This window comes from Microbacterium maritypicum, from assembly GCF_008868125.1.
GTDB lineage: Bacteria > Actinomycetota > Actinomycetes > Actinomycetales > Microbacteriaceae > Microbacterium > Microbacterium maritypicum.
Window position 1 is genome coordinate 150625 of sequence record NZ_WAAQ01000002.1, and the last position, 20250, is coordinate 170874.

The following is a 20250-nucleotide window of genomic DNA, read 5'->3' on the forward strand; positions in this document are numbered from 1 at the left end:
GAGACCCACGCCCCTCGCCGAGGCCCACTGCCGCCGACTTCTGCGGCGATGGGTCTGGCGGGCGAGCGTGGGTCTCGGCGATAGTGACGCGGCGACGCGAGGGTTCAGTCCTGCAGGCGCTGGGGGCCGGCGCCCTGGGTGCCCAGGGCGTCGTCGGGGTTGAGCAGGCCGCACGCCTTCATCGACAGGCAGCCGCAGCCGATGCATCCGGTGAGTTCGCGTTCGAGTCGTTCGATGCCCTCACGGCGCTTCTCGAGTTCGCGCTTCCAGCGCCTCGAGGCCCGCTGCCAGTCGGCGTGGCTCGGAGTCTCGGTCAGGGGCACGTCGGCGAAAGCCGTCTGCACGTCGGACAGCGGGATGCCGAGGCGTTTGGCGACCGTGATGAGCGAGACGCGGCGCAGCATGTGCCGGGCGTAGCGGCGCTGGTTCCCGGGAGTGCGGGTCGAGGCGATGAGACCGAGCGACTCGTAGAAGTGCAGAGCGGAAGCGGCGACTCCGGTGCGCCTGGTCATCTCACCGATCGTCAGCGGCTCGTCGGGTGCGTGCGGACTCATCCCGGTGCCTTCCTCGATTTGACCTCAAGTATACTTGAGGTTTTACGGTTGTCAGGTGGCCCCGATACGGGCCGAACGACCGAACGAGGACAGCGTGACCCGAACGAAGACCCCGCGATGACCTATGTGATCGCTCTGCCGTGCGTCGATGTGAAGGACAAGGCCTGCATCGACGAATGTCCCGTCGACTGCATCTACGAGGGCGAGCGGTCGCTCTACATCCACCCGGATGAGTGCGTGGACTGCGGTGCCTGCGAGCCGGTCTGCCCCGTCGAGGCCATCTACTACGAAGACGATCTGCCCGACGAGTGGCAGGACTACTACAAGGCCAACGTCGAGTTCTTCGACGAGATCGGATCTCCCGGAGGCGCCGCGAAGACGGGGATGCTCGCCTTCGACCACCCGATCATCGCCGCGCTCGCACCCCAGGGAGAACACGCATGACCGTCGCCGAACCCCGCATCGCCATCGTCGGGGCGGGCCCTGCGGGCATCTACGCCGCCGACATCCTGCTCGGCCGCGTGCCGAACGCGTCGATCGACCTGTTCGAGAAGCTGCCGGCGCCCTACGGCCTGGTCCGCTACGGCGTCGCCCCCGACCATCCGCGCATCCGCAAGATCACCGATGCGCTGCACGAGGTGCTCGTGAACCCGCGCATCCGGCTGCGGTGCAACGTCGAGATCGGCGTCGACGTCGGGATCGATGAGCTGCGTGCGGCGTACGACGGGGTGATCGTGGCGACGGGGGCCGACCTCGACGTCGCCCTCGACATCCCCGGCATCGATCTGCCCGGATCCTTCGGCGCGGCCGACTTCGTCGCCTGGTACGACGGGCACCCTGATGCGCCGCGCACCTGGCCTCTCACGGCGGAGACGGTGGCCGTGCTCGGTGCGGGCAACGTGGCGCTCGACGTGACGAGGATCCTCGCCACGCACGCCTCGGCGCTGACCCGCACCGACACTCCGGATGCCGTGCTCGATCAGCTCGCGGCCAGCCCGCTGCGCGACGTGCACCTGTTCGCCCGTCGGGGCCCCGCCGACGTGCGGTTCTCGGCCATGGAGCTGCGAGAGCTCGCCGAGCAGGACGATGTCGACGTGATCGTCGACCCGGAGGAGCTCGCTCTCGACGAGCACGCCGAGCGGATGGTCGCCCAGTTCTCGCAGCGCCGCATCATCGTGCGCACGATGACCGAGTGGGCGGCCCTCGATCCGGCGAGCCGCACCGCCTCGCGCCGCATCCACCTGCACCTGCGGCAGCGCCCGGTGCGACTGCTCGGCTCCGACGCCGTGACAGGCATCGAGATGGAGCGCACCGCCTCCGACGAGCTGGGCCGGATGGTCGGTACCGGGCACCTGCTGCGCTATGAGGTCGGGGCGGTCTATCGTGCCGTGGGCTACCGCTCGACCCCTGTTCCAGGGATGCCGTTCGACGGCGATCTCGGCGTCGTGCCGCACGTCGAGGGACGCGTCGTGGACGCGGAGGGCGCACCGATCCCGCGGCTGTACGCGACCGGCTGGATCAAGCGCGGTCCGGTCGGGCTGATCGGCTCGACCAAATCGGACGCCGCGCAGACCATCGGACATCTCGTGGACGACCTCGACGCCCTGGAGCGCGAGGCCCGCGACGACGACCCGATCGCGCATCTCACCCACGCCGTCGACTTCGACGGGTGGCTGCGCATCGATGCGGCCGAGCGCAGCGCCGGCGCCGACCGCGGTCGCGAGCGGACCAAGCTCGTCGAGCGTGAGGAGATGCTGATGCATGCCAAGCAGGAACAGATGATGGAGGCCGGCCGATGACCGCAACACCCGTACCCACCCCGATCGGCGAGGCGCTCAAGGCCGCGTTCCGCACGCACCCCGCCGGCGTCGCGATCATCACCGCGAGCACACCCGAGGGCCCGGTCGGTCTCACGGCGTCGAGTGTCGCCTCTGTGGCGGTCGACCCTGCCGCGATCGTGTTCTCCGTGACCCGTGCCACCGGTTCCGCCGGGGCGATCCTGGGGGCTGCGACCTTCGTGGTGCACCTGATCGACGACGAGCATGCCGACCTCGCGCAGAGCTTCGCCGTGAGCGGCTCCGAGCGATTCACGCCCGAGCAGGGGTGGGCCGCACTGCCGACCGGAGAGCCTCATCTCCCCGAGGCCAGGGCGGCGCTGCGCTGTCGGACGATCCAGACCGTGGCGGTCGGCTCGTCGACCGTCGTCATCGCCGAGGTCATCGACGTGCTGGCAGGGCCGACCGGCCGCCCGCTCGTCTACCTCGACCGCCGCTTCCACGCCCTTCCGAGCGACACCCACCACTGAAAGGAAGACGTCATGTCCACTCTCTACACGCTCCCTGAGCTGCCCTACGACTACTCGGCCCTCGAGCCGCACATCTCGGGCAAGATCATGGAGCTGCACCACTCCAAGCACCACCAGACCTACGTGACCGGTGCGAACACCGCGCTCGAGCAGCTCGCGACCGCTCGCAGCGCCGGCGACCTCGCGAACGTCAACAAGCTCGAGAAGGACCTCGCGTTCAACCTCGGCGGCCACATCAACCACTCGGTGTTCTGGCAGAACCTCTCGCCCGAGGGCGGCGGCGCCCCCGAGGGCGAGCTGGAGGCCGCGCTGGTCGACGCGTTCGGGTCGATCGAGGCCTTCCGCGCGCACTTCACCGCGACCGCGCTCGGCGTGCAGGGATCGGGCTGGGCCGTGCTGGCGTGGGACAGCGTCGGAGCGCGCCCCGTGATCTTCCAGCTGTTCGACCAGCAGGGCAATGCCCCGCTCGGCGTCACCCCGCTGCTGCAGCTGGACGTCTGGGAGCACGCGTACTACCTCGACTACCTCAACGTGCGCGCCGACTACGTCAAGGCGTTCTGGGAGCTGGTGAACTGGCCCGACGTGCAGCGTCGCTTCGAGGCGGCCCGCACGGCGACGAAGGGTCTCATCGTCGCGAGCTGACCGTGATGCACGGCCGGCCGCGAGTATCTGCGCGACCGGCCGTGCTCGCGGTCACGCGAGGGAGAGGAACAGCCTCTCCAGTTCGGCCATCGACACCCCACCGGTGTCGGTGGCCGTCTCCGCCTCCGCCTCCGGGTCGGTCAGGCACTCCTTCATGGCGGAGGCGATGATCTGGAAGCCCGCCTTGTCGAGCGCCGAGGTGACGGCGGCGAGCTGTGTGACCACCGCGCGGCAGTCGCCTCCGCTTTCGACGGCGGCGATCACGGCCCCGAGCTGTCCCTGCGCGCGCTTGAGTCGATTGACGATCTTGCGCTGAGTCTCGGCGTCTGCGGATGACATGTTCGCTCCCTGAGTGTCGGCTGGACTTCTCACTATACCCCCTGGGGTATAGTGAGACCCAGATACCCGTGGGGGTATCGGTGAGGAGTCGAGAACAATGTGCCGAGCAGTCCGTTGCAAGACCTGTGGCAAGACGACCTGGGCGGGGTGCGGTGAGCACGTCGACGCTGTGCGGCGAACGGTTCCCGCATCGCAGTGGTGTTCCGGGCACCCGAAGGAGCAGACGCAGCGCGGCTTCTTCTCGCGGATGTTCCAGCGATGACGTCCGCCGAACCGCTCACGGTCGTCATCGTCGGCGGTGTCGCCGGGGGGATGTCCGCGGCTGCGCGCCTGCGCCGGCTCGACGAGCACGCGCAGATCGTGGTCTTCGAACGCGGACCCGAGGTCTCCTACGCGAACTGCGGGCTGCCCTATTACGTGGGAGGCGCGATCGCAGAACGCGAGTCGCTGCTCCTGCAGACGCCCCCGTCGCTGCGCAGCCGCTTCCGACTCGACGTCCGCGTGCGTCACGATGTCGTGCGCGTGGACACCGCCCAGAAGGTGGTCGAGGTCATGGACGTCGACACCGGGCACCGCTTCACGCAGCGCTACGACACGCTGATCCTCGCCACCGGTGCGCGCCCGCGGCGGGATGAGCCCCTCTCCGACGTCCCCGTCCGCAGTCTGCGGACGGTCGAAGACGCGGACGTGATCGATGCGTCGCTCTCACGCCCCGGAGTGCCGGTGGTGGTCGTCGGCGGTGGCTACACGGGCCTGGAAGCGGTCGAGAACCTCGTCGCACGGGGAGCGTCGGTCACCCTCGTGCAGCGGGGGCCCCACCTGCTCTCTCCTCTCGATGCGGAGATGGCCGCCCCGATAGCCGCCGAGATCCGTGCGCGCGGTGTCGACGTGCGCCTCGGGGTCGAGGTCGCCACGGCGGGGAGCGGCGCCGTCACGCTCAGCGACGGGTCGTCGGTCGCCGCGGAACTGGTCATCGATGCCTCCGGCGTCGTACCGGAGACGGCGCTGGCGGAGGGCGCCGGCATCCGCCTCGGTGAGACCGGCGGCATCGCGGTCGATTCGATGTGCCGCACGAGCGCGCCCGACGTGTTCGCTGTGGGAGACGGCGTCGAGAAGCTCGAGCTCGTGGGCGGTGACACGGCTCTCATCACCATGGCCGGCCTCGCGAACCGACACGGCCGCATGGTGGCCGATCTCATCGCGGGGCGGACCGAGACGGTGCGACCCGCACTCGGCACCGGGATCGTCCGCGTGTTCGGGATCGCCGCGGCGAAGGTGGGGTGGAGTGAACGGCAGCTCCGGGCGGCGGGGCGCGAGTTCTACGTCGTGCACGTGCACCCCGGATCCCATGCGGGGTACTACCCCGGTGCCGAGACGCTGTCGATGAAGCTGCTCGCCGACCCTGGATCCGACGCCATCCTCGGGGTGCAGATCGTCGGGCGGGACGGTGTGGACAAGCGGATCGACGTGGTGGCGACGGCCATGCAGGCCGGCATGCCCGCGGCCGAGCTCGCGCATCTCGAGCTCGCCTACGCGCCGCAGTTCGGCTCGGCGAAGGACGCGGTGAACATCCTCGGCTACGTCGCGGAGAACACCCGCACCGGCACCACTCCGACGATCCAGTGGCATGAGCTCGAGGCCGCGCAGGCGGCGGGAGCCACCTTGATCGACGTGCGCTCGCCCGCGGAGTTCGCGGCCGGGGCGATTCCCGGTGCCCTCAACGTGCCGGTCGATGAGCTCAGGGATCGGCGGGACGAACTGCCGGACGGGCCCGTCGTGGTCCACTGCCAGGTCGGATTGCGCGGGCACATCGCCACCCGGATCCTCCGGCAGTACGGTGTCGACGCGCGCAACCTCGACGGCGGCTATCGCACCTGGCGCGACGCCACCCTGCTTCGCGGCTAGAGCAGGCGCGCGGTCGTCCCGCGCACGTTCAGCTCGTAGGGCAGCGCCGAGGGGATGTGCACGGCATCCGGGGTGGCGAGCTTCGCAAGCACCGCATCCGCTGCCCGCTCTCCCTGTCCGAGCGGGAACTGATCGACCGTGGTCAGGCGGAAGAACTCGCCGAGCTCGTGCCCGTCGATGCCGACGATCGACAGCTCCTCCGGCACGCTGAAGCCGAGGTCGCGAGCCGCGAGCAGGGCGCCGATGGCCATCTCATCCGACGCCGCGAACACCGCGGTCGGGCGGGGTCCCGGGCGTCCGAGCAGCTGCTTGGCCGCCCGGTATCCGCCCTCGACCGTGAAGTCGGCTGGTTCGAGGAAGGCATGGTTCAGGGGGAGGCCGGCCTTCGCCAGAGCCTTCTCGAAGCCCAGGCGGCGGTTGGTCGGGATGTGGAAGTCGATGTCGAACTCGGGGTTCGCCCCGATGTGCGCGATGTCGGTGTGGCCGAGGCTGATCAGGTGCTCGGTCGCCAGCTGCGCGACCGCGACGTCGTCGACCGTGAGGGTGTCGAGCTTCGGGTTCGGACCGCCGATCGCGATCACGGGAAGCCCGAGGTCGAGCAGGTACTGCGTCTCGTCCTCGTCGAGCTCGATCGACACCGCGATCACGGCATCCACGCGCTGTCGACGCAGGAACGTGTCGAACACGTGGCGGCGCACGTCCTTGTCGGCGGTGATGTTGTACAGCGTGATGTCGTAGCCCGCGCGCATGAGAGCGGCGGAGACGCCGGAGAGCACCGTGCTGAAGAACCACCGGTCGAGGAAGGGGACGATCACGCCGACGTTGCGGGTGCGACCGGAGGCCAGGCTCGACGCGCGCGACGAGACGACGTAGCCGAGCGACTGCGCCGCGGCCTGCACCCTCTCCTTCGCGGACTCGGACACATGGCCGCGTCCGCTCAGTGCGCGCGAGACGGTCGCGGTGGAGACTCCGGCGAGCCGGGCGACCTCATCGATGCTGGCCATGTGTTCCTTCTCGAAAAGTGCTCCGGTCGCGATTCCTGTCGTCTCACGAGGGAGTGAGCGGCAGGAATCGCGACCGGAAGGGCCTGTCAGGCCTGGATTGCGGTGGTGTACCAGACGGCGGTGTCGACCGGGATCGATGCGCCTTCGAACGGCTGGCTCTGCAGGATCACGAGGGCATCGGCCGGCAGGTCGATCGGCGCGGTGCCGAGGTTCGCGACCACGTGTACGTCACCGCGGCGGAAGGCCACCGCGTCGGGACCGGCGTCCTCCCAGACCAGCGAGCCGCTGCCGAAGCCGTGCTCACGACGAGCGGCCAGCAGACGCTTGTACAGCGCGAGCGTCGACGAGGGGTCGACCTCCTCGACATCGCGGGCGTAGGCCGACCAGTCGGCGGGCTGCGGGAGCCACGAGAGACCGGTGTCGTTGAAGCCGAAGGCCGGAGCCTCCGCCTCCCACGGCAGCGGTACGCGGCATCCGTCGCGTCCGTAGCGCTCGCCGTTCGTGCGGAACCAGGTCGGGTCCTGACGGTACTCGTCCGGGATCTCCATGGCTTCGGGCAGCCCGAGCTCCTCGCCCTGGTACAGGTACGAGGAACCGGGCAGTGCCAGCATGAGCGTGGTCGCGGCGCGGGCGCGAGCCAGGCCGATCGCGGTGTCCGGCTTGCTCGGGGTGTTCGGGCCGATGCCCTCGCCCTGGGGGTTCTCGGCGGTCAGCGCGAGGCGCGAGGCGTGGCGCACGACGTCGTGGTTCGACAGCACCCAGGTGCTGGGGGCGCCCACCGCGCCGAAGTCGTCGAGGGACTCGCGGATGACATCGCCCAGCGCCTTCGCATCCCACGGCGTCATCAGATACGGGAAGTTGAAGGTCTGGTGCATCTCGTCCGGACGCACCCAGAGAGCGGTCTGCTTGAGCGTCGGCATCCAGGCCTCGCCGCACAGCGCGCGGTCGCCGTCGTACTCGGCGAGCACCTTGTGCCAGTCGCGGTAGATGTCGTGCACGCCGTCCTGGCCCCAGTACGGCACGTTCGACTCGCCGCCGCCCATGGAGTCGGCATCGCTCGGGGGCGTGTAGTCGGGCAGGCCGTCGGCCTTGATCATGCCGTGCGCCACGTCGACGCGGAAGCCGTCGACACCGCGGTCGAGCCAGAAGCGCAGGATGGAGCGGAACTCCTCGCGCACCTCTTCATTGGTCCAGTCGAAGTCGGGCTGGGTGGCGTCGAAGATGTGCAGGTACCACTGGCCGGGGGTGCCGTCGGCCTCGACGACGCGCTCCCACATGCCGCCGCCGAACACCGACTCCCAGTTGTTCGGCGGAAGCTCGCCGTTCTCGCCCTTGCCGTCGCGGAAGATGTAGCGCGCGCGCTCGGGGCTTCCCGGCGCGGCCTTCAGTGCCTGCTGGAACCAGACGTGCTGGTCGGAGGAGTGGTTCGGCACCAGGTCGACCACCACGCGGATGTTGCGTGCGTGGGCCGCTTCGAGCATGTCGTCGAAGTCGGCGAGCGTGCCGAACAGCGGGTCGACGTCGCGGTAGTCGGCCACGTCGTAGCCGGCGTCACGCTGCGGGCTGGTCATGAACGGGCTCAGCCAGATCGCGTCGACGCCGAGCTCCTGCAGGGCGTCGAGCCGGCTGGTGATGCCCGGCAGGTCGCCGATGCCGTCACCCGAGGCATCCGCGAAGGAACGGGGGTAGATCTGGTAGATGACGGCGCTGCGCCACCACTCGGAACCGGGGGCTGCGATCTGCTCAAGCTGTGCCATGGGAACAGGCTAGTGCAAACGCTTACATTCATGCCAGAGCGGGGATCGAATCGGTTCGGTGACCGGAGCCGCGCGCGGGCGTGCGGGCGTTTGCAGGAGGATTCGCCGGATGCATGAGCTCTTCGCCCGCGGGGGTCATGCATCCGTCACGGTCTCATGCCGGTGTCGCCGGCGGCCCGATCGCAACCGGGGAGTAGGGTGAGGCATCCGATGAGTGGAGGCATCATCACCACCGTGATCGTGAGCTTCATCACGGCATGGGTGCTCGCCGGAGCCTCCTCGATCGCCTGGCACTTCTACGGCGGATCGTACTTCTGGGGTGCCATCGTCACCGCGGTGACGCTGTGGGCGGGCTTCACGGCCGCCCGTTTCATCACGCATGACGCGTTCGAGGGGCGCTCGACCAGGCTCACCACGCTGAACATCGCTCACGAGCTGGTGACCGTCGTCGTCATGGCGCTCATCATCGGCGTCTGGCCGCCGGCGCTCGCCTAGCGAACCGCCCGGACTCCGGCGATCGGGGGCGGTCAGCGGATCGGCGCGCATCGGATTCGCCGATGGGAGGGGCATCCCTAGACTTTCGCCGCTTCTGCGGTCTCGACGGGGCTGTCAGTGTGGGTCTCGTGGTCTCCGGGCCGCCCGCGTGGTCCTGACGGCGCGCGGTTCTGACCGAGGGGTCCCGATGTCCGGTTCTTCGCGCCGATCGGCGCCGTGGGCGATCGCCGCAGCGCTCGTCGCCGCGGCGGTGCTCGTGGGAGCGGCTCCTGCCGCCTGGGGTGCCATCCGGCCGGCGGACGACCAGGGCTCCGGGGCGGGCGCTCCGGATGCCGCGCAGTCCGTCGCGCTGGCGTACGAGTTCCTGGATGCGCGTGTCGACCAGTTCTGCGACGGGGCCGGTCACTGTCTGCCGCGCAGCTACGAGGGCGGGTTCTTCACCACTCCGAGCTGGGACTTCACCCCCTCGTTCGTCTACGACGACGCGCTCGTGATCATCGCCTACACCGCGCGCGGCCTTCCGGATGATCTCCGTCGCGCGCGGGCGATCGGCGACACGCTCCTCTTTGTGCAGGACAACGACCCGATCGGCGACGGGCGCACCCGGGCGTCGTACGAGCCGCATGGAATCCGTCAGGGGCGAGTGGAGATCACCGGTCCCGGTTCGTTCACCGGGAATCAGGCATGGGTCGGGCTGGCCCTCACGCGTCTCGCACACGCCACCGGGGATCAGCGGTACCTCGACGGAGCGCTGCGTGTGGGGCAGTGGATCCAGGACAACACGGCCGACATGGTCAGGGCCCCGCACGGCTACACCGGCGGTCAGCTCGAGGACGGCACGTCGCTGAGCTGGAAGTCCACCGAGCACAACAGCGATGTGTCGGGGTTCTTCACGCAGCTGGCACAGCTCACGGGGGATCCGGTGTGGTCGGAGAGAGCAGCCGTGGCGGCCGACTTCGTCGCGGCGATGCAGAGCGCCGACGGCCACGTGAACACCGGCACGGGACTCGACGGCTCGACCGTCAACACCCGCCCGATCCCCCTGGATGCCCAGACGTGGAGCTCACTCGCCACCGGCGATCCGCGTTACGGCGCCGCTCTGGACTGGACACTCGCGAACCTGATCGCGACCGATGGCCCGTACACGGGGCCGTCGATCAGCGAGGTCGACGTGTCCAAGGCATGGTTCGAGGGCGGCGGGCACCTGGCTCTCGCCCTCAAGCTGCGCGACGGAGCGGGCGACGCCGATCGCGCCGAGACGCTGCTGGGCAGCATTCGTCTGGCGCAGCGCGACGCGCCCAACGGCGACGGCAAGGGCATCGTCGCGACGTCGAACGATGGCCTCGACTCCGGATTCGGCGACCTCTACTACGCCAGCCTGCACACCGGTGCGACCGCGTGGTACCTGCTCTCGGCAGCCGGGGACAACCCCTTCGCGCTGCCGGTCGAGTGACCCGGGGCTACGCGGCGACGCGGGCGACCGCGGCGATGGCGCTGGTGAAGAAGTCGAGTCCGTCGACACCGCTGCGCATGGCGACGGAGGTGTCGGGGCCGAATCCTGCCTCGGTGGCGTGCTCGGGGTGCGGCATCAGGCCGACCACGTTTCCGGCTTCGTTGGTGAGGCCGGCGATGTCGCGCAGCGACCCGTTCGGGTTGACTCCGGCGTAGCGGAAGGCCACGAGCCCCTCGCCCTCGATGCGGTCGAGCGTCTGCTCGTCGGCGATGTAGCCGCCGTCGGCGTTCTTGAGGGGGATCACGATCTCCTGGCCGTTGCGGAACGCATTGGTCCAGGCGGTGTCGGAGTTCTCCACCGTGAGCCGCTGGTCGCGGCGCACGAAGTGCTGGTGGTTGTTGCGGATCAGGCCGCCGGGGAGCAGATGCGCCTCGACGAGCATCTGGAAGCCGTTGCAGATGCCGAGCACGGGCATGCCCTTCGCCGCGGCGTCCTTGACCTCGCTCATGATCGGCGAGAGTGCGGCGATCGCACCGGCGCGCAGGTAGTCGCCGTAGCTGAAGCCGCCGGGGAGGACGAGGGCGTCGACGCCCTCGAGGTCATGCGAGCCGTGCCACAGCGCGACGGGCTCGGCACCGGCGATGCGCACGGCGCGCTGCGCGTCGCGGTCGTCGAGCGAGCCGGGGAAGGTGATGACGCCGATCCGGACGGTCACTCGGCGACCTCGATGCCGACGACATCCTCGATCACGGAGTTGGAGAGCACCTCGTCGGCGATGCGCTTGGCCTCGGCGAGAACCTCGTCGGTGACCTCGCCCTCGACGGTGAGCTCGAAGCGCTTGCCGATGCGCACGTCGGTGAAGCCCTCGACGCCGAGGCGGGCGAAGGCGCCGGAGACGGCCTTCCCCTGCGGGTCGAGCAGTTCGGGCTTGGGCATGACGTCGACGACGATGGTGGGCATGAACGGCTCCGGGAGTCGCGGGCGGACGGGCGCACCCAGTCTACTGCCCCGGGCCCGCGTTCTTTCCCGGCGCGTGTGCGCGACCGCGCGGAGCGGAAGACCGACTACGCGGAGTGGAAGACGGTGTGCAGGTCGCCGACTGCCTCGCGGCCGCCGAGACCGTCGATCTCGAAGAGCACCGAGATGCCGACGACGTGGCTTCCGAGGCGCTCGACGAGCTCGCGCCCCGCGGCGAGGGTTCCTCCGGTGGCGAGCACGTCGTCGATGAGCAGCACGCGGGATCCGGCCGGCAGATCGTCGTGCATCTCGATCGTGGCGGTGCCGTATTCGAGGGCGTAGTCGACGGATGCCGCGGGGCGGGGGAGCTTGCCGGCCTTGCGGATCGGGATGAGTCCGACGCCTGCGGCGATGGCGGCGGCGCTGGCGAGGATGAACCCTCGCGCCTCGATGCCCGCGATCACGTCGAACTGCCCGGCGAAGGGCTCGATGATCGCCTCGGTCGTCACGCGGAGGGCCTCGGCGTCGGCGAGGAGAGGCGTGATGTCGCGGAAGATGATGCCCGGCTGCGGGTAGTCCGGCACATTGCGGATCAGGGCTTCGGCGCGGACGAGGGCGGGGGACAGGGTGGCTTCGGGCACTGCCCAAGGGTACCCCGCGCGGTCGGGTTGACACCGTGGGAGCGCTCCCATAGAGTGACTGGTCAGTTCGTGGGAGCGCTCCCACGACACCCCGAAGCACCACACACCGCACGACCACCACAAAGGAGTGAACTGTGAACACACGTGCCCGCCACCGGATCCTCGTGACTGCCGCCGTGGCATCCGTCTCCGCCCTCGCCCTCGCCGGCTGCTCCGGAAACACCGGAGATTCCGGGGAAGGAAGCGCCGACGAACAGGTCACACTGACCGTCACCACGTTCGGCACCTTCGGCTACGAAGACCTTTACAAGGAGTACGAGAAAGCGCACCCGAACGTCAAGATCGAGGCGACCAACATCGACACCGGCGGCAACGCCCGCACCGATGCGTTCACCAAGATCGCCGCCGGTTCCGGCCTCAGCGACGTGGTCGCGATCGAGGAGGGCTGGCTCGGCGCCATCATGGACGTCTCTGACACCTTCGTCGATCTGCGCGACTACGGCATCGAAGACCGCAAGGATGACTGGGTCGACTGGAAGTACGGTCAGGCGACCGACGCCGAGGGTCGCGTCATCGGATACGGCACCGACATCGGCCCGAGCGGCATCTGCTACAACGGCGCTGCTTTCGAGGCGGCGGGGCTCCCGAGCGACCGCGAGTCGGTGGCCGAGCTGCTGAACGGCGACTGGGAGAACTACTTCGCGGTCGGCGCCGACTACACCGCGAAGACCGGCAAGGCCTGGTACGACCACTCCGGCTTCGTCTGGAACGCCATGGTCAACCAGCTGGACGAGGGGTACTACGCCGCCGACGGCACGCTGAACGTCGAGGACAACGCCGAGCTCAAGGAGCGCTTCGAGCTCCTGGGCGCCGCGACCGAGGGCGGCCAGTCCGCCGCGCAGACGGCGTGGGACTGGAACGGCGGCAAGTCGTTCGTCGACGGCACCTTCGCGACCTTCGTGTGCCCGGGCTGGATGCTCGCCGTCGTGCAGGGGCAGGTCGAAGCCGGCGGCGGAGACGCATCGACCGGATGGGACTTCGCCGACGTGTTCCCGGGAGGCGCAGCCAACTGGGGCGGTGCGTTCCTGTCGGTCCCGGAGTCGTCGCAGCACAAGAAGGCGGCCGCCGAGCTCGCCGACTGGCTGACGCAGCCCGAGCAGCAGGTGGAGCAGTCCGCTGCTGCCGGCAACTTCCCCTCGACGATCAAGGCGCAGGAGACGCTCGCGGCCGACGCGACGCCGAACGCCTTCTTCAACGACGCCCCGACCGGTGCGATCCTCGCCGAGCGCGCCAAGGGCGTCGTGGCCCAGTTCAAGGGTGCCGATGACTCGGTCATCCAGGAGAACGTCTTCGGCCCGGCGCTCAGCAGCCTCGATCGCCGCGAGACCGACACCCAGGGCGCCTGGGATCAGGCCGTCGGTCTGCTGAACGACCTCGTCGGCTGACATCCCCCTTCCGGTCGCAGTTCCTGTCGCCTCGCCCCACGGTCGGCGACAGGAACTGCGACCGGGACTCCTCGGAACTCCGGGACAAGGACACCCCATGACTCTCACCGCCCCGCCCGCGGAAAACCGCGAGAAGGCATCCCCGGCGAAGGATGCGCCGTCGAAGCCCTCCTGGCGCCACCGCGTCTCACGGTTCGACCAGAACGCCTCACCGTACTTCTACATCTCGCCGTTCTTCCTGTTGTTCGGGCTGGTGGGGCTGTTCCCCCTGCTCTACACGGTCTGGGTCGCCGTGCACGAGTGGGATCTGCTGAAGGGCGAGGGGGAGTTCGTCGGTGTCGGCAACTTCGTCGAGATCCTCGGCGACGGGATGTTCTGGAACTCGATCGGCAACACCCTGAGCATCTTCCTGCTCTCCGCGATCCCGCAGCTGGCCGTGGCCCTCGTGATCGCCTACCTGCTCGACCGCGGCCTGCGGGCGCCGACCTTCTGGCGGATGAGCGTGCTGATCCCGTTCGTCGTGACCCCGGTCGCCGTCGCCATCATCTTCTCGAGCATCTTCAACGAGGCCGACGGCCTGGCCAACAACCTCCTCAACCTCATCGGTATCGCCGACCAGGAGTGGAAGCACAACACCGCGCTGTCGCACATCGCGATCGCGGTCATGGTGAACTTCCGCTGGACGGGCTACAACGCCCTGATCCTGCTGGCCGCGATGCAGGCTGTGCCGCGCGACCTGTACGAGTCCGCGGCGCTCGACGGGGCGGGAGCCGCGCGACGCTTCTTCTCCATCACGATCCCCACGATCCGTCCGACCCTGATCTTCGTCATCATCACCGCGACGATCGGCGGGCTGCAGATCTTCGCCGAGCCGCGTCTGTTCGACGTGTCGACCGCGGGCGGCATCGGCGGCAGTGACCGCCAGTTCCAGACGACGGTGCTGTTCCTGTGGGAGCTGGCGTTCTTCCGACGAAACCTCGGAGAGGCGTCCGCCGTCGCGATCCTGCTGTTCCTGCTGATCGTCGGGATCGGTGTGATCAACTTCCTCATCTCCCGGCGGATCTCCACCGGAGACGCCCCTAAGAGCCGTGCGGCCCGTCCCCGCGCGCGCACCGCCGGATCGGCGGCGAGCAGGGCCACCGCCGGATCGACGATCGCCACCACGACCGAGGAGAACGCGCGATGACCGCCACCCAGGCGCTGAGCGTCCCCGAGAAGATCCGCCGGCGCCGAGCCGTCGCCGGCGGTACCGCCGGCATCGGCAGCCGCCCCGGCTTCCTCACCTACGGCCTCCTGGCCGCGTTCATCATCGGCAGCGTCTACCCGCTGTGGTGGTCGGTCGTGGTCGCCAGCGGCACGAACGCGACGCGAGGTGAGACGCTCCCGCTGATCCCCGGCGGCAACTTCCTCGCCAATGCGGCTCGGGTGTTCGACGCGATCCCGTTCTGGCTCGCCCTCGGCAACTCGTTCCTCATCTCGGGCATCATCACGCTCTCGGTCGTGACGTTCTCGACGCTCGCGGGCTACGCCTTCGCGAAGCTGCGCTTCAAGGGCCGCGACGGACTGATGATCTTCGTGATCGCGACCATGGCGATCCCGACGCAGCTGGGCATCATCCCGTTGTTCATGCTGATGCGCGAGCTCGGCTGGACCGGATCGATCGGTGCGGTCATCGTTCCGACGCTGGTCACCGCGTTCGGCGTGTTCTTCATGCGGCAGTATCTGGTCGACGTCATCCCGGACGAGCTGATCGAGGCCGCGAGGATGGACGGGGCGAACCAGTTCCGCACCTTCCTGACCGTCGGGCTCCCCGCCGCCCGGCCGGCCATGGCGATCCTCGGACTCTTCACGTTCATGACCGCGTGGACCGACTACCTGTGGCCGCTCATCGTGCTCTCCCCGCAGAACCCGACCCTGCAGACGGCGCTCAGCCAGCTGCAGTCCGGGTACTACATCGACTACTCGATCGTGCTCGCCGGCGCGGTGCTCGCGACCCTCCCGCTGCTCGTGCTCTTCGTGGTCGCCGGGCGCCAGCTGGTCAGTGGCATCATGGCGGGCGCGGTGAAAGGATGACCCCTATGACCCGCTCCTTCCCCGAGAACTTCCTGTTCGGCGCCGCCACCGCCGCCTACCAGATCGAGGGGGCGGCGTTCGAGGACGGACGCACCGCATCCATCTGGGATGCCTTCTCGCGCGAGCCGGGTGCCGTGATCGGTGCGGAGAACGGCGATGTGGCCTGCGATCACTATCACCGCTACCCGCAGGACGTGGCGCTCATGAAGCAGCTCGGCCTGCAGACGTATCGTTTCTCGACGTCGTGGTCGCGGGTGCGCCCCGACGGCGGAGCGGTGAACGCGGCCGGTGTCGACTTCTACGAGCGCCTGGTCGACGAACTGCTCAGCGCCGATATCCTGCCCTGGCTGACGCTGTACCACTGGGACATGCCGCAGGCGCTGCAGGAGGCGGGCGGCTGGACGAACCGTGACACGGTCGATCGCTTCCTCGAGTACGCGGGCACCATGCACGATGCGCTCGGCGATCGCGTGAACGTGTGGACCACCCTGAACGAGCCGTGGTGCTCATCGTTCCTCTCCTACACCGCCGGCGAGCACGCACCGGGGCACACCAGCATCGCCGAAGGTCTGCTCGCCTCGCACCACCTGCTGCTCGCGCACGGCAGGACGGTCGAGGAGCTCCGTCGCCGTGATGCCTCGCTCAACCTCGGCATCACCCTGAACCACACGGTCGCCGACCCCGCCGATCCGCAGAACCCGGCCGATGTCGACGCGGCCAGGCGCGTGGACGGACAGTTCAACCGCTGGTTCCTCGACCCGATCTACCGCGGCAGCTACCCGGCCGACATCGTCGACGACATCCGCGCGGTCGATGCCGAGGCTGTCGCACGGTTCGAGGCGGCGGTGCATGACGGCGACCTCGAGACGATCTCGCAGCACATCGACACGCAAGGGGTGAACTACTACCACGGAGACCTCGTCTCGGGCACGGCGCCGGTCGAAGGGCCCGTCTCCGCGGAGCCAGAGACCGAACGAGTGCGGCGCAGCCCCTATCCGTCGAGCGACGACATCCACGCGGTCGAGCGGGGCCTGCCGCGCACGGCGCAGAACTGGGAGGTGCAGCCCGAGGGCCTCACCCGGGTGCTCCAGCGCGTCTGGACCGAGTACGCCGAGCCCGCGGGCACCGTGCTCTACATGACCGAGAACGGCGCGGCCTACGACGACGTCGTGGTGGTCGAAGACGGCGAGACGCGCGTGCACGATGCCGACCGCACCGAGTTCCTGCGACTGCACCTCGGTGCGGTGCTCGACGCCGCGGAGGCGGGTGTGGACGTGCGCGGCTACTTCTACTGGTCGTTGTTCGACAACTTCGAGTGGGCGTGGGGCTACGACAAGCGCTTCGGCATCGTCCGCGTCGACTACGACACCCAGGAGCGCACCCTCAAGGACTCGGGGCGGGAGTACGCGCGCATCATCGGCGACCGCGCGCTCTGATCAGCGCGTCGCTCCCGATTCGAATCGTCGGAGCGGTCCCGTCCGGGGTCGAGAGGCGGCAGTTTGCGCGACGCGGAGGAGGGAGTGTCGTCGCAGCCCGCGCCGACCGGTGAGAATAGGGCGATGGAAGAGTGCGTACGTTGATGTCGCCCCGAGCGACCATCGAAGAGGTGGCATCCGCCGCCGGTGTCTCCCGATCGACGGTGTCGCGCGTCGTGAACGGGTCGACCGCCGTGAGCCCGGAGGCCCTCGCCGCCGTGCGCGCCGCGATCGATGAGCTGAACTACGTGCCCAACCGCGCGGCACGCTCCCTCGCCTCACGGCAGACGCACGCGATCGCCCTGATCGTGCCGGAGGACACCACCCGCTTCTTCGGCGACCCGTTCTTTGCGGCCATCGTCGCCGGGATCACGGGTGCACTCGGCGGCTCGGACTACCTGCTCAACCTGCTCATCGCGAGCGATGACCCCGGCGACAAGATGACCAGCTTCGTGCGCAACGGCGGCGTCGACGGCGCGTTGATCGTGTCGCATCACACGAGCGACGCGTTCGTCGATCGGATCGCGGATGCCGTTCCGGTCGTCTTCGGTGGACGCCCCGTGCGTCGGCGCGACGGCGACTACGTCGTCGATGTCGACAACGTGGCCGGAGCGAGGAACGCCACCCGCCGCCTGATCGACATCGGGCGCACGCGCATCGCCACGATCTCGGGTCCGCTCACGATGGTCGCCTCGGAAGATCGTGTGCAGGGGTTCCGCGCGGCTCTCGCGGACGCCGGACTCACTCCGTACGCGGAGGAGGAAGGCGACTACACCGAGTCGAGCGGAGCGGAAGCCGCCAGGCGGCTGCTCGACGGCGGACGACCGGATGCGATCTTCGTCGCGAGCGACCTGATGGCCCGTGGCGCACTGACGGCACTGCGCTCGGCGGGTGTGCGTGTGCCGGAGGACATCGCCCTGGTCGGTTTCGACGACTCCTCGGTCGCCATCACCACCGATCCGCAGCTGACCACGATGCGCCAGCCGATGTACGCGCAGGGTGAGGCGATGGCCCGGGTCCTGCTGTCGCGACTGGCAGGCGAAGAGCCGCCGACCACGACGATCCTGCCGACCGAGCTGGTGATCCGCGCCTCCGCCTGAGCGGTCGCGCCGGTGGGCGCACCCTGCGGCGAGGGGCATGAACACGGCTGTGGCCCTGGCGCCCCCTCCGGGCCAGGCCCACAGCCGTGGGTCGGTGTCGGCTGAGCAGGTCAGCCGAAGATCGACGTCAGCAGATCACCGCCGAACAAGGAGAACGCGGTGATGCCTGCGGACAGCAGCAGCACCGCGGCTGTGCCGGCGAGCGCGAAGACGGAGATCCCGCGGCCGCCCAGCCGTTGGCCACGCAGGCCGATGGACACGCCCGCTCTGGCGGCGATGTCTCCGGCGTCATCGTCGCGATACAGCTCGGTGCGTGCCGCGAATCGGCGGTGGAACTCCTCGGCGAGGGTGATCGCCGCCGCCATGGTCTCGGCGCGGTCGAACCGCGTGTCGGAAGGCAGGTAGACGTAGAGCCGGTCGGATACGAGTTCGATCTCGGCACCAGAGCCGAGGTCGAGCACGCGGGCCATCAGGTCGGGTGTGAAGATGTAGAGCGCGTCCTGCTGGTAGCCCTTCGGCACGAGAAGGCGGAACGTCTTCGCGAACTCGCCTTCCAGGTCCAGGCGCGCAGCCCCGCGCCCCAGGCCCAGCGTGGGGATGATGCTGCGCTTCCGGTTCGCGAGCACGATGTGCGGAACGGGTGCCGGCAGCGGCAGTTCGATGAACGCGAACGGGCGCTGGATCGTCGCGCGCTCCTGGCCGTGCGAGACCGAATGGTGCATGCCCATCTCGAACGGCATCCGCTCGTCATCGCAGGCGATCACCGCACGTTCACGCCCGTGCACGACCCGCGTGAACGCGGTGCCGGGGCGGCGGGTTCGCTCGAGTGCGTCGGCGTAGGCCCAGCCGTTCTGCCAGGCGAAGGCTGCGACTTTCACCCGGCGGCTCAGACCCACAGCCCACCAGACGAAGCCGACGGCGGCGAGCACCGTGTACCCGATCACGAACACCCCGAGGATGGGTGCGACCGTGAGGATGTCGCCGCGCCCGAGGAACCACAGACCCGTCAGCATCGCGGCGGCGAACAGCAGGACGGCGACCAGGACCACCAGGAACCGGCGATGCGGCGGGATCCCGCAGAGGCGTTCATAGGTGAGGATGTCGCGGAGGCCCGCGCTTCTTCGCAGCGGTTCCAGATCGACGGCTACAGGCTCCACGACAGCGACGCCCACGGACCGTTGCGCTTCTCGGTCGCCGCGGCCTGGAAGTCGGACCAGCCGTCTCCGAACTTCTCGAACGACTTCTCGTCGACACTGCCGTCCGACCAGTGCATCACGCGGCCCACGATGTAGCTCAGGCCGAAGTCTGCCCACGACTCGAAGGCCGGGCGTGCCTCGATGTTGATGCGGTGGATGATCGCGCGTGCTTCAGCGACGTCGCCGTGTCCGAGCGCGACGCCCCAGGTGGTCATCGCGACGGCCTGACCGATCCCGTAACCGTCGAGGGTCTTCACGAAGAGACCGGGGGTCACGATGTCCTTGCCCACGCGCTTGCGCACCTCGGACTCGGCGTATTCGATCGAGGTGACGAAGGTGCGCGCATCGCGCTTGTCCCCGCCTTCCTGCACGATCGCGGCAAGCCACTCCTTGGCCTTCGGGGTGCGTCCGAGGCGCTGGGCGAGCTCGACGCGGACGGCGAGGTAGAGCATCCACACCTCGCGACGACGACGGACGGTGCTGAGGCGCTCGATGTTGGCGAGCCAGTCGTCACGTGTGTGCACACCCCATTGGTCGACCAGGACCTTCTTCTCGCTGTCGCCGAGGAGCGAGGCGGTCGGATCGTTCCAGTATCCGGAGGGCAGGTTCACGATCTGCAGGAAGCCGAGCGCGAGCTCGTTCGCCTCGGCGTCGCTGGTCGAGTAGTCCGGCGAAGCCTTGACCTTGGCCGCGGGGAGGATCCAGCTCACGAGGAAGAACAGCGCGACGACGCCGACGATCGCCCAGGCCCACCACTGGCTGATGAGCCATTCGAAGATCGAGGTGACGCTGTTGAAGTCGACGCTCGCGAGAGAGTGCATTGATGCTCCTGGGCAGGGGGGAAGTCCGTGTCGGTTCATAGATTGAACGCGTATTCAGTGAGTAATCTATACGGCAGGGGGCGATTCG

At 68.9% G+C, this 20250-nt stretch carries 21 protein-coding genes and 1 pseudogene; 13 read left to right on the forward strand and 9 right to left on the reverse strand.

All coding sequences use genetic code 11. The features are described 5' to 3' along the window. Nucleotides 1-104: 104 nt before the first annotated feature. Nucleotides 105-554 (reverse strand): redox-sensitive transcriptional activator SoxR, encoded by a 450-nt coding sequence (gene soxR, locus F6W70_RS11485; RefSeq protein ID WP_055869318.1) that lies wholly within the window; start codon nucleotides 552-554, stop codon nucleotides 105-107. A 117-nt stretch (nucleotides 555-671) separates the two neighbouring features. On the opposite strand from soxR, the gene fdxA reads away from it, so the two are divergent. The 4 genes from fdxA to F6W70_RS11505 are packed head-to-tail and all read left to right on the forward strand — an operon-like array spanning nucleotide 672 to nucleotide 3501. Next, on the forward strand, nucleotides 672-998 hold the full coding sequence (gene fdxA / locus F6W70_RS11490; RefSeq protein ID WP_091032694.1) for a ferredoxin: 327 nt from the start codon (nucleotides 672-674) through the stop codon (nucleotides 996-998). Further along, entirely contained in the window at nucleotides 995-2353 is a 1359-nt protein-coding gene (locus F6W70_RS11495) for an FAD-dependent oxidoreductase (RefSeq protein WP_151486789.1), read from the forward strand. Before fdxA ends, F6W70_RS11495 begins: the two co-directional genes overlap by 4 nt. After that, entirely contained in the window at nucleotides 2350-2859 is a 510-nt protein-coding gene (locus F6W70_RS11500) for a flavin reductase family protein (protein WP_151486790.1), read from the forward strand. Before F6W70_RS11495 ends, F6W70_RS11500 begins: the two co-directional genes overlap by 4 nt. A 12-nt stretch (nucleotides 2860-2871) precedes the next feature. Further along, nucleotides 2872-3501 (forward strand): superoxide dismutase, encoded by a 630-nt coding sequence (locus tag F6W70_RS11505; protein ID WP_151486791.1) that lies wholly within the window; start codon nucleotides 2872-2874, stop codon nucleotides 3499-3501. A 51-nt stretch (nucleotides 3502-3552) separates the two neighbouring features. Here F6W70_RS11505 and F6W70_RS11510 read toward each other — a convergent pair whose 3' ends face one another. After that, a complete protein-coding gene (locus F6W70_RS11510; RefSeq protein WP_141386496.1) occupies nucleotides 3553-3840 on the reverse strand; it encodes a metal-sensitive transcriptional regulator in 288 nt (95 codons plus the stop codon). Between the two features lie 97 nt (nucleotides 3841-3937). Between F6W70_RS11510 and F6W70_RS18065 the strand changes: the two genes are divergently transcribed. After that, nucleotides 3938-4102, forward strand: a complete 165-nt coding sequence (locus tag F6W70_RS18065) for a DUF8730 family Cys-rich protein (RefSeq protein WP_490524035.1) — start codon at nucleotides 3938-3940, stop codon at nucleotides 4100-4102. Next, on the forward strand, nucleotides 4099-5745 hold the full coding sequence (locus F6W70_RS11515) for an FAD-dependent oxidoreductase (RefSeq protein ID WP_151486792.1): 1647 nt from the start codon (nucleotides 4099-4101) through the stop codon (nucleotides 5743-5745). Before F6W70_RS18065 ends, F6W70_RS11515 begins: the two co-directional genes overlap by 4 nt. Here the strand turns inward: F6W70_RS11515 and F6W70_RS11520 are convergent. Together F6W70_RS11520 and F6W70_RS11525 are read right to left on the reverse strand one after the other, a co-directional pair. Further along, nucleotides 5742-6749, reverse strand: a complete 1008-nt coding sequence (locus tag F6W70_RS11520) for a LacI family DNA-binding transcriptional regulator (RefSeq protein WP_017831290.1) — start codon at nucleotides 6747-6749, stop codon at nucleotides 5742-5744. The genes F6W70_RS11515 and F6W70_RS11520 overlap by 4 nt on opposite strands. 86 nt (nucleotides 6750-6835) lie before the next feature. After that, a complete protein-coding gene (locus F6W70_RS11525; RefSeq protein ID WP_055869325.1) occupies nucleotides 6836-8506 on the reverse strand; it encodes a glycoside hydrolase family 13 protein in 1671 nt (556 codons plus the stop codon). 222 nt (nucleotides 8507-8728) lie between these two features. On the opposite strand from F6W70_RS11525, the pseudogene F6W70_RS11530 reads away from it, so the two are divergent. Together F6W70_RS11530 and F6W70_RS11535 are read left to right on the forward strand one after the other, a co-directional pair. Continuing rightward, nucleotides 8729-9001, forward strand: a pseudogene (locus F6W70_RS11530) (DUF1761 domain-containing protein); the annotation flags it as partial. Between the two features lie 187 nt (nucleotides 9002-9188). Continuing rightward, nucleotides 9189-10454: a hypothetical protein gene (locus F6W70_RS11535; protein WP_151486793.1), complete on the forward strand. Its 1266-nt coding sequence runs from the start codon at nucleotides 9189-9191 to the stop codon at nucleotides 10452-10454. A gap of 7 nt (nucleotides 10455-10461) precedes the next feature. On the opposite strand, the gene purQ is transcribed toward F6W70_RS11535, so the two are convergent. From purQ to F6W70_RS11550, 3 genes are all read right to left on the reverse strand, one after another. Continuing rightward, a complete protein-coding gene (gene purQ, locus F6W70_RS11540) occupies nucleotides 10462-11169 on the reverse strand; it encodes a phosphoribosylformylglycinamidine synthase subunit PurQ (RefSeq protein ID WP_055869328.1) in 708 nt (235 codons plus the stop codon). Then, nucleotides 11166-11414, reverse strand: a complete 249-nt coding sequence (purS, locus tag F6W70_RS11545; protein ID WP_017831295.1) for a phosphoribosylformylglycinamidine synthase subunit PurS — start codon at nucleotides 11412-11414, stop codon at nucleotides 11166-11168. Before purS ends, purQ begins: the two co-directional genes overlap by 4 nt. Before the next feature lie 104 nt (nucleotides 11415-11518). Then, nucleotides 11519-12052 (reverse strand): adenine phosphoribosyltransferase, encoded by a 534-nt coding sequence (locus F6W70_RS11550; RefSeq protein WP_017831296.1) that lies wholly within the window; start codon nucleotides 12050-12052, stop codon nucleotides 11519-11521. 134 nt (nucleotides 12053-12186) lie between these two features. On the opposite strand from F6W70_RS11550, the gene F6W70_RS11555 reads away from it, so the two are divergent. The 5 genes from F6W70_RS11555 to F6W70_RS11575 all read left to right on the forward strand — a co-directional run bounded on the left by F6W70_RS11555 (nucleotide 12187) and on the right by F6W70_RS11575 (nucleotide 18145). Continuing rightward, nucleotides 12187-13497 (forward strand): ABC transporter substrate-binding protein, encoded by a 1311-nt coding sequence (locus F6W70_RS11555; protein ID WP_151486794.1) that lies wholly within the window; start codon nucleotides 12187-12189, stop codon nucleotides 13495-13497. Nucleotides 13498-13594: 97 nt separating this feature from the next. Beyond that, nucleotides 13595-14683 (forward strand): carbohydrate ABC transporter permease, encoded by a 1089-nt coding sequence (locus F6W70_RS11560; protein ID WP_151486795.1) that lies wholly within the window; start codon nucleotides 13595-13597, stop codon nucleotides 14681-14683. Then, nucleotides 14680-15570, forward strand: coding sequence for a carbohydrate ABC transporter permease (locus F6W70_RS11565; protein ID WP_055869331.1), 891 nt, complete (start codon nucleotides 14680-14682; stop codon nucleotides 15568-15570). Before F6W70_RS11560 ends, F6W70_RS11565 begins: the two co-directional genes overlap by 4 nt. Nucleotides 15571-15575: 5 nt before the next feature. Further along, nucleotides 15576-17006: a GH1 family beta-glucosidase gene (locus tag F6W70_RS11570; RefSeq protein WP_318278877.1), complete on the forward strand. Its 1431-nt coding sequence runs from the start codon at nucleotides 15576-15578 to the stop codon at nucleotides 17004-17006. A 143-nt stretch (nucleotides 17007-17149) separates the two neighbouring features. After that, entirely contained in the window at nucleotides 17150-18145 is a 996-nt protein-coding gene (locus F6W70_RS11575; RefSeq protein ID WP_151487232.1) for a LacI family DNA-binding transcriptional regulator, read from the forward strand. A gap of 110 nt (nucleotides 18146-18255) precedes the next feature. Here F6W70_RS11575 and F6W70_RS11580 read toward each other — a convergent pair whose 3' ends face one another. Both F6W70_RS11580 and F6W70_RS11585 read right to left on the reverse strand, forming a co-directional pair. Continuing rightward, complete coding sequence (locus tag F6W70_RS11580; protein ID WP_151486797.1) at nucleotides 18256-19317, reverse strand: DUF3137 domain-containing protein; 1062 nt, start codon at nucleotides 19315-19317, stop codon at nucleotides 18256-18258. After that, the gene (locus F6W70_RS11585) at nucleotides 19290-20162 is read right to left on the reverse strand and encodes a DUF1266 domain-containing protein (protein ID WP_170287905.1); all 873 of its coding nucleotides are present in this window, start codon (nucleotides 20160-20162) and stop codon (nucleotides 19290-19292) included. The genes F6W70_RS11580 and F6W70_RS11585 overlap by 28 nt, the downstream gene beginning before the upstream one ends. Between the last annotated feature and the right edge of the window lie 88 nt (nucleotides 20163-20250).